The 8869-nt window shown below is 69.6% G+C and carries 1 protein-coding gene; it reads right to left on the reverse strand.

Annotated elements, in window-relative coordinates:
- Positions 1-8869: non-ribosomal peptide synthetase (locus tag D7V93_RS30265; RefSeq protein WP_120646692.1), on the reverse strand; the 8869-nt coding region annotated here is incomplete at both ends.

An 8869-nucleotide genomic window follows, 5' to 3' on the forward strand; every position in this document is an offset into this window, starting at 1 on the left:
TTGGCGCGCGCGTCGAGTTCCCGGAAGGTGAGCTGCTCGTCGCGGCACACGACGGCCAGTGCATCGGGCGTGAGGCGTGCCTGGGCGGCGAAGGCGTCGTGGATGCAGGTGTCACGCGCGAAGTCGATGCGCGGGCCGTTCCAGCCCACGAGCAACTGCTGGCGCTCGGTGTCGGTGAGCAGGGGCAGGTTCGCGAGCGTCGTGTCGGGCTTCGCGGCGATGGCTTCCAGGAGGACGCCCAGGTGGCCGGCCATGCGCTGAATGCTTGAGGCGTCGAAGAGGTCCGTGGCGTACGTCAGCGCACCGACGAAGCCCTGATGCGACTCCTGCAACGTGAGCGTGAGGTCGAACTTGGCGGAACTCGTGGCCACGTCAACGGACTGGAAGGACAGACCGGGGACGCTCAGTGCTTCGGCGGGCGCGTTCTGGAGTGAGAACATCGCCTGGAAGAGCGCACTTCGGCTCAGGTCGCGCGCGGGCTGCACCGCTTCGACGACCTTCTCGAACGGGAGATGCTGATGCTCGTAGGCCGCGAGCGTGGTGCCGCGCACCTGGGCCAGCAGCTCACGGAACGTCGCCTGAGGCTTCAGGTGCGTGCGCAGCACCAGCGTGTTGACGAAGAAGCCGATGAGGCCTTCGGTCTCCTCCTGGGTGCGGCCCGCGATGGGGGAACCCACGCTGATGTCGTCCTGGCCGGCGTAGCGCGACAGGAGCACCTGGAAGGCCGCGAGCAGCGTCATGAAGGGCGTGGCACCTTCCCGTTGGGACAGGGCCTTGAGCGCCTCGGAGACAGGCAGTGAGAGCCGCACGGGCACTGTCGAGCCTCGGTGCGACTGCACGGGCGGACGCGGACGGTCGGTGGGCAGCTCCAGCGCGGCCGGTGCTCCCGTGAGCTGCTGCTTCCAGTAGCCCATCTGTGCTTCCAGGGCCGCCCCCTGGAGCCACTCGCGCTGCCATTTGGCGTAGTCCGCGTACTGCACGGGCAGCGGTGCGAGCGACGGCGTACTGCCCGTGCTGAACGCCGCGTAGAAGGCAGCCAGCTCGCGGACGAGGACGCCCATGGACCAACCGTCCGAGACGATGTGGTGCATCGTCACCAGCAGCAGGTGCGCCTCCTCGCCCAGGCGCACGAGGGTGGTGCGCAGCAGCGGGCCGGTGGAGAGCTGGAACGGACGGCGCGCTTCCGTCGCTGCGACGCGCTGGGCCCCCTCTTCACGCTGCGATTCGGGAAGGGACGACAAGTCGATGCGGGGCAGGTCCCACCCGGACGGGGCCTGGATGCGCTGCGACGGTTCCTCGTGGGCGTCGGAGAGCGTGGTGCGCAGGGATTCATGGCGCTGGACGAGCGCCTCGAAGGCACGGCGCAGGGCTTCCACGTCCACGCGGCCCGTCAGCCGCAGGGCCGTGGGGATGTTGTACGAGATGTCTCCCGGCTGGAGTTGATCCAGCAGCCACAGGCGTTGCTGGGCGAAGGAGAGGGGAATCGCTCCCTCGCGCGAAGTGGGTCGCAGCGGCGGTGCCTGGTGCGGGGTGCGCTGGGCCCCTTCGAGCCTCTTCGCGAGCGCTTCCACCGTGGGGGCCTCGAAGAGGGCCCGCAGGGGGAGCTCCACGCCGAAGGCCGCGCGCACGCGCGAGACGAGCTGGGTGGCCAGCAGGGAGTGCCCGCCGAGCGCGAAGAAGTCATCGTCGATGCCGACACGCGCCACGCGCAGCACCTCCGAGAAGATCGCGGCCAGCATCTCCTCGGTGGCGTTGCGCGGGGCGACGAGGGCGGAGGCGCGCGGAGCATCGCCCGGCTCGGGCAGGGCCTTGCGGTCCACCTTGCCGTTGGCGTTGAGGGGCAGGGCCTCCAGCACCAGCAGCGCGGAGGGCACCATGTACTCGGGCAGGTGCTGCTTGAGGCCTCTCTTGAGGGCGTCGATGTCGAGCGTGTGGCCTTCGAGCGCGGTGACGTAGCCGATGAGGCGCTTGTCCCCGTCTGTTCCCTTCGCGATGACAACGGCCTCGTTGACGCCAGCGGCGGCACGCAGGGAGGTTTCGATTTCGCCCAGCTCGATGCGGAAGCCGCGCACCTTCACCTGGAAGTCGACGCGGCCGAGGAAGTCGAGCGTGCCGTCCTCCAACCAGCGGGCCTTGTCACCCGTGCGGTAGAGGCGCTCGCCGGGAGTCATGGCGAAGGGATGCGGAACGAAGCGCTCCGCGGTGAGGTCGGGGCGGTGCAGGTAGCCCCAGGCAAGGCCAGGGCCGCCGACGTAGACCTCGCCCGCGACGCCCACGGGAACGGGTCGCAGGTGCGCATCCAGCACGTAGGCGGTGGAGTTGGAGATGGGCCGGCCGATGGACACCGGGCTGTCCACCACCGTGTCGCGGTGCAGGGACAGCGTGGTGGAGAACGTCGTGTTCTCCGTCGGGCCATAGGCATTCACCAGGGTCGAGCCCACGGGGAGACGGGGCAGGTGCGCGCGCACGCGAGCCCAGGGCATGACATCACCCCCCGTGACGACCTGCGGCACCGCCGCCACGGCTTCACCGTGGTGCAGGACCATCTGCTCGAAGAGCGCGGTCGTCATGAACGACGTCGTCACGCGGTGCTGACGCAGCAGCGTGGTCAACTCTTCCAGGGAGAGGGCATGGGGCGGCGCGAGGATGAGCTTCGCGCCATGCAGCAGCGCGCCCCAGATTTCGACGGTGGACGCGTCGAAGGCAATCGGCGCGATCTGGCTCCAGACCTCGTCAGGCCCGAAGCGCATGCAGGTGCTGCCGAGCACCAGTCGGGTGATGCCTCGGTGCGGCACGCAGACGCCCTTGGGACGCCCGGTGCTGCCGGAGGTGAACATGACGTAGGCGAGCGATTCGCCGTCCACGAAGACGTCCGGCGCATGCGTGGGCAGTGCGGCGAGGACGTCCTGCTGTGCGTCCAGCCAGACACGGGTGCCGGTCGCGGGCAGCAGTGAGGCGAAGGGCTGGTGGGTGAGCACCACCTCCACATCGGCATCCTCCAGGAGCACGGCGATGCGCTCCATGGGGGCATTGCGGTCCACGGGGACGAACGCGGCGCCGGCCTTGAGGATGGCGAGGAGCGCGACAATCAGGTCGAAGGAGCGCTCGACGGCGAGGCCCACGCGGGCGCCGGGAGTGATGCCGAGGGCGCGCAGGTGGTGGGCCAGCTGGTTGGCGCGGGCATCGAGCCGGGCGTACGTGAGCGTGGCCTCGGCTTGGACGAGGGCCACGGCGTCGGGCGTGCGCCGGGCCTGCTGGGCGAAGTGGACATGGACGGGGACGTCCATGGGGCTGTCCGCCGCGGTGTCGTTCCAGGCCACCAGCAGACGCTGACGCTCTTCGGTTCCCAGCAGCGGCAGCTCCGCCACGGACTGCTCGGGCTTCGCGGCCACGGCTTCCAGCAACGTGCGCAGATGGGCGGCCATCCGCTCCACCGTGCTCCGCTCGAACAGCGCCGTGCTGTACTCCACTTCGCCCTGCAATCCGTCCGGCGTCTCCGAGAAGAAGACGCTCAGGTCGAACTTCGAGGTCGCGTGTTGGAAGGCGAGTCCTCGCAGGCGCAGGCCCGGCAGCCGCACGTCCTCGGTGGGCACATTCTGGAGTGCCAGCAGCGTCTGGAAGAGCGGCGTGTGGCTGAGGCTGCGCGTGGGCTGCAGCACTTCCACGAGCTTCTCGAAGGGCACATCCTGGTGCTCGTACGCTCCGAGCACCGTGCCGCGCACCTGCTGGAGCAGTGCGCGGAAGGACTGGCCGTCCTCCACGTTGGCACGCAGCACGAGCGTGTTGACGAAGAAGCCGATGAGGCCCTCCGTCTCCGCGCGCGTACGGCCCGCGATGGGAGAGCCGACGCTGAGGTCGCGCTGGCCCGTGTAGCGTGACAGCAGGGCCTGCCAACCGGCGAGCAGCACCATGAACAGCGAGCCGCCCTCGTGATGGCCCAGGCTCCGCAGCTTCTCCGTCAACTCACGCGGAAGGGTGAAGCCGAGTGCCGCACCCGCGCTGCTGCGGACCGCCGGGCGGGGCTGGTCGGTGGGCAACTCCAGCACGGCCGGCGCACCGGAGAGCTGGTGCTTCCAATAGCCAAGTTGTGCATCCAGGACCTCCCCCTGGATCCACCGGCGCTGCCAGGCGGCGTAGTCCGCGTACTGCACGGGCAGCTCCGACAGGGGAGACGGTTGGCCATGGGCGAACGCGGCATAGAGCGCGCTCACCTCTCGCACCAGCACTCCGAGGGACCAGCCGTCGGAGATGATGTGGTGCATGTTGACGACGAGGATGTGCTCACGCTCCGCGAGCTTGAAGAGCAGCGTGCGCACGAGCGGGCCGGTGCGCAGGTCGAAGGGCCTGCGCATCTCCTGCTCCATCCGCACCCGCGCTTCGGCCTCCCGCTGTGTTGCGTCCACGCTCGTGAGGTCCACGAGGCCAAGCGGCAGGACGACTTCCGCGTGGATGACCTGCACGGGCTCGTTGTCCACCTGCACGAACGTGGTGCGGAGGGCCTCGTGGCGACGGATGACTTCCTGCAGCGCTTGCTCCAGCACGTCCGTGCGCAGGGTGCCTTCCAGCCGCACCGCCACGGGCATGTTGTAGAGGGAGCTGCCCGGTTCAAGCTGATCAATGAGCCACAGGCGCTGCTGCGCGAAGGAGAGGGGCAGCGTACCTTCATGCGAGACGCGCGCGAGGGCCGGGGCGCTGGCGCCGGTGAGGCCGGCCAGGCGCAGGGCCAGGCCCTCCACCGTGGGTGACTCGAAGAGTGCACGCAGGGGCAACTCCACGCGCAGCTCCGCGCGCACGCGCGACACCACCTGGGTGGCGAGCAGCGAGTGCCCGCCCAACTCGAAGAAGGAGTCCCGCACGCCCACCTGGGGAAGACGAAGCACCTCGGCCCAGATGGCGGCGAGCTTCGCTTCTGTCTGCGTGCGGGGTGCGAGGTAGGTGCTCCCAGACTGGGGCGCCTCGGGCTCCGGCAGGGCCTTGCGGTCCACCTTGCTGTTGGAGTTGAGCGGCAGGGCGTCCAGCACCACCACGGTGCCGGGCACCATGTACTCGGGCAGGCCCTGACGCAGCTGCGCCTTGAGCGCTTCGGCTTCCAGGGCTTCGCCGGCCTTTGGCACGACGTAGGCGACGAGGCGCTTGTCGGCGGCTTCGCCCTTCGCCACCACCACCGCGTCCTTGAGGCCCGGAGCTTTGCGCAGGGCGGCTTCGACTTCGCCCAGTTCGATGCGGAAGCCGCGCACCTTCACCTGGAAGTCGACGCGGCCGAGGTACTCCAGCCGCCCGTCCTCGCGGTACCGGACGCGGTCACCGGTGCGGTACATGCGGCCACCCGGAGGGCCGTAGGGCTCCGGGAGGAAGCGCTCCGCGGTGAGGTCCGGTCGCAGCAGGTAGCCGCGGGCCTGGCCTTCGCCCGCCAGGTACAGCTCACCGGCGACACCCACCGGCACGGGTTGGAGCGTGGCGTCGAGGACGTAGGCGCGCGTGTCCGGGAGGGGCCGGCCAATGAGCGGCACCTCCTCGCGTCCCACCAGAGAGCCTGTCGAGTACGTCGTGTCCTCGGACGGGCCGTAGAGGTTGTAGAGCTTCTGTACGGAGGGCAGGGCGTAGACCTGCTTCGCCAACGTCTCCGGCAGTGCCTCGCCCGCGAGGTTGATGACGCGCACTGCCGCCGGCACCGCGCCCAGGCGCACCAGTTGGGCCATGGCGGAGGGCACGGTGTTGACGAGCGTTACCTCCGAAGCGGTGGGCAGCTCCGCCAGGTGCAAGGCATTGCGCGCCACCACCACGGCGCCGCCGCTGGCGAGCGGGGCGAACAACTCAAACACCGACAGGTCGAAGTTGAGGCTCGTCGCCGCGAGCACACCCTTCAACTCCTCTGGCGCATAGGTCGCCAGGGCCCAGTGCAAGAAGGCCACGGCGTTGCCGTGGGTGATGGCGACGCCCTTGGGACGGCCGGTGCTGCCGGAGGTGTAGATGAGGTAGGCGAGGTGGCCAGCGAGCACGTCCACCGCAGGTGCCGTCGTGGGCTGCTTCGCGAGTTCAGCATCCGTGTCCAGGCACACCGGCGTGGCGGAGTGCTCCGGCAACGAGGACAGCAGGTGCGAATGCGCTACCAGCGCCGGGCCCTGGGCGTCTTCCAACAGCCAGCCCAGGCGCTCACGCGGGTAGCTGGGGTCCAATGGCACATAAGCGCCACCCGCCTTGAGGATGCCGAGCGCCCCGATGACGAGGTCTTCGGTGCGCTCCACGCACAGGCCCACGCGCACTTCGGGGCCGACGCCCAGGCCGCGCAGCCGGTGAGCGAGCTGGTTGGCGCGTGCGTCCACCTCCCCGTACGTCAGACGCCGCTCCGGGGTGATGACCGCCACGGCGTCAGGGGTACGGAGAACCTGGGCCTCCACCATCGCCGCGATGCTGGACTCGCGCTCTGTCGCAGGCGTGCGCGGATTCCATTCGACGAGGAGTTGCTGGCGTTCCGTGTCGGTGAGCAGCGGCAGGTCCGCGAGCCGGGTGTCTGGCTTCGTCGCGATGGCCTCCAGCAGCACGCCCAGGTGGCCTGCCATGCGCTCGATGGTCGAGGCATCGAAGAGGTCCGTCGCGTACTCGAACATACCGACCACGCCCGTGGGGGATTCCCGCAGCGCCAGGGTGAGGTCGAACTTGGCGAATTGGACCTCCAGCGGCAGGGGCTGGAAGGACAGGCCGGGCAGTCGCAGCGCTTCGGAGGGCGTGTTCTGCAGGCTGAACATGGCCTGAAAGAGCGGTCCACGGCTCAGGTCTCGTGTGGGCTGTAGTGCTTCGACGAGCTTCTCGAACGGCAGGTGCTGGTGCTCGTAGGCCGCGAGCGTCGTGCCTCGGACCTGGGCCAGCAACTCGCGGAACGTCGACTGGGGCTTCAGCTGTGCACGCAGCACCAGCGTGTTGATGAAGAAGCCGATGAGGCCCTCGGTCTCCTCCTGGGTGCGGCCGGCGATGGGGGAGCCCACGCTGATGTCGTCCTGCCCCGCGTAGCGCGACAGGAGCACCTGGAACGCGGCCAGCAACATCATGAAGGGCGTGGCGCCCTCTTGCTTCGCAAGGGCCTTGAGGGCCTCGGACACGTTCGCGGGGATGTGGACGTCCACCGTGGCGCCGCGGTGCGACTGCACGGGCGGACGCGGGCGGTCGGTGGGCAGCTCCAGCGCGGGGGGCGCGCCCGTGAGCTTCTCCTTCCAGTAACCCATCTGCGCGTCCAGGGTCGCACCCTGGAGCCAGTCGCGCTGCCACGTCGCGTAGTCCGCGTACTGCACGGGCAGGGACGGGAGGGTTGGCATGCTGCCCGTGCTGAACGCCGCGTAGAGGGCGGTCAGCTCGCGGACGAGGACGCCCATGGACCAGCCGTCGGAGACGATGTGGTGCATCGTCACCAGCAGCAGGTGCTCCTCCTGGCTCAGCCGCACCAGCATGCTGCGAAGCAGCGGACCCGCTTTCAGGTCGAAGGGACGCTGCGCCTCCTGGTTCGCGAAGCTTCGGGCTTCGGTTTCCCGCTGTGCAGCGGGCAGGGCGGAGAGGTCCACGAGCGGCAACGTCCAGTCACCTGGGGCGTTGATGAGCTGCGTGGGCTGGCCCAGGTGCTCGTGGAAGGTGGTGCGCAGGGCTTCGTGGCGCAGGACGAGGGCTTCGAAGGCTCGGCGCAAGGCCTCCACGTCCAGGCGCCCGGTGAGCTGGAGCGCGGCGGGCAGGTTGTAGGACGCATCCCCGGGCTGGAGCTGATCCAACAGCCAGAGCCGCTGCTGTGCGAAGGACAGCGGCACCGTGGTGGCGCGCACCGCGATCATCTTCTTCGGAGCCGAAGCGGTGGCGGCTTGTGCGGAGTCGATGCGCTGCGCGAGGGCGGCCACGGTGGGCGCCTCGAAGAGGGCTCGCAGGGGCAGCTCACGCCGGAAGGTGGCGCGCACGCGCGAGACGAGCTGGGTGGCCAGCAGCGAGTGGCCTCCGAGCGCGAAGAAGTCGTCGTGGATGCCGACGCGCTCCACGCGCAGCACCTGCATGAAGAGGGCTGCGAGCTGCTCCTCGGTGGGCGTGCTCGGCGCGACGTAGCTGGAGGTGGGGGCGGTACCCTGCGGCGCGGGCAGGGCCTTGCGGTCCACCTTTCCGTTGGTGTTGAGGGGCAGGGCCTCCAGGACGAGGAATGCGGAGGGCACCATGTACTCAGGCAGGTGCTGCTTGAGGTGTGCCTTGAGGGTGTCCGCCTCCAGGGAGTGGCCTTCGAGCGCGGTGACGTAGGCGACGAGGCGCTTGTCGCCGGGCACGTCCTCGCGCGCCAGCACCACCGCTTCACGCACCTCCGGGTGCTGGAGCAGCGTCGCTTCGATTTCACCCAGCTCGATGCGGAAGCCACGCACCTTCACCTGGAAGTCCGCGCGGCCCAGGTAGTCGAGCATGCCGTCGGCCCGCCACCGGGCGACGTCACCCGTGCGGTACAGCCGCGCACCCGGGGTTTCGGAGAAGGCGTCCGGGATGAAGCGGTCGGCGGTCAACTCAGGGCGGCCGAGGTAGCCGCGCGCTACGCCTTCGCCACCGATGAAGAGCTCTCCCGAGACGCCCGTGGGCACCGGGTGGAGGTTGCGGTCCAGCACGTAGACGCGGACGTTGGGCAGCGGCCGGCCGATGGTGGGCGTGGGTGAGGCGTCGAAGGCGCATGCCGTGGCGTCCACCGTGCACTCGGTGGGGCCGTAGACGTTGAAGACACGCATCTGCGCGTTCGCCGCGAGGTGGCTCCACGTCGCGGGGTCCACGGCTTCGCCGCCCACGAGGACGCGGCGGGGAATGGACTCGCGCGCCAGCAGGCCCTCTTCCAGGAGGAGGCGCAGGTGCGCGGGCGAGCAGTCGA

The organism is Corallococcus llansteffanensis (genome assembly GCF_003612055.1).
Taxonomy (GTDB): domain Bacteria; phylum Myxococcota; class Myxococcia; order Myxococcales; family Myxococcaceae; genus Corallococcus; species Corallococcus llansteffanensis.